Annotated in this window: 1 protein-coding gene; it reads left to right on the top strand. The window is 49.0% G+C overall.

Annotation, left to right across the window (positions count from 1 at the left end; all coding sequences use genetic code 11):
* Positions 1-144: helix-turn-helix domain-containing protein (locus tag NNC77_RS16615; RefSeq protein ID WP_143213511.1), on the top strand; the 144-nt coding region annotated here is incomplete at its 5' end.
* Positions 145-557: the final 413 nt, after the last annotated feature.

The following is a 557-nucleotide window of genomic DNA, read 5'->3' as shown; positions in this document are numbered from 1 at the left end:
AGCCGAAGAACCCTGCAGGACTACCGAAACAACGGTGTCATCCCGTATATCCAGCTTGGCGGAAAGATTCTCTACCGCGAGTCCGACATTCAGAAGATTCTGATGGCTAACTATCGTGAGGCGTACCGAATGAAGGGCTTGTAGGAGAAATACATGTCCTTGATGAGTGGGGTGAAATGAACAAGGCGACAACGTATAACTTACCGAGTGTGGCTGTTATAGGTTGTCGCCTCATTTTATTGGCTATACCGAGTTGGTCGTGTTTGCCGAGTGTTCTCCCTATGGTCTGTATAAAATCTAATACCATGCTAAAACACACTGCGGTGGTTCGCCCAAGTGGCTGGAGGCGCAAAGCCTCCAAGGAACGTTGCGTTATGGCAGGTCTATGCCATTGCATTCTCTGTAAAGATACAGACCAGTTTAGTGCGGCTTGTCTGTCTGCCGATGACGGACTGCATGATGAACTCCCGAAAGGCTCTGCTCTCAATGCTGTCAATACGGAAGGCTACCGCAATGACGAGTTCAAGGCTATACACATCATAGCTGATGCGGTCGTT

It is taken from the genome of Segatella copri, from assembly GCF_024330485.1.
GTDB classification, from domain to species: Bacteria; Bacteroidota; Bacteroidia; order Bacteroidales; family Bacteroidaceae; genus Prevotella; species Prevotella copri_L.
The sequence above is the reverse complement of the archived record's forward strand: the minus strand, read 5'-3'. Positions and strand labels throughout refer to the sequence as shown.